Origin of the sequence: Pontibacter sp. JAM-7, assembly GCF_048548695.2 — a bacterium.
Classification (GTDB): domain Bacteria; phylum Pseudomonadota; class Gammaproteobacteria; order Pseudomonadales; family Balneatricaceae; genus Neptuniibacter.
Genome location: NZ_JBLYIF020000099.1, coordinates 1 through 232, shown reverse-complemented (window position 1 = coordinate 232; position 232 = coordinate 1). Strand labels below are relative to the sequence as shown.

Here is a 232-nt window from a genome sequence, read left to right as displayed (position 1 = left end):
AACCCAGGCAATCTTACAAGATATCTTCAACGCCTGGCTCACCCCCCGCAAAACACCTTGTACCTTGCCTAGCACACCAATACCGGTACCCTGAACAATAAAAATCCGCATAATCTGGCCAGCGGTAGCGCCCATGGTGCGTAAAATCGCAACATACGCTTTTTTATCAGTGACCACAATGACCAGAGTAGAAACAATATTAAAAGCCGCCACCAGCACGATCAAAAACAAT

1 protein-coding gene is annotated in these 232 nt (G+C 46.6%); it reads right to left on the bottom strand.

Going from position 1 to position 232, the window contains the following annotated elements:
• Positions 1 to 232: FtsX-like permease family protein (locus tag ACFVYJ_RS13980; protein WP_463255488.1), on the bottom strand; the 232-nt coding region annotated here is incomplete at both ends.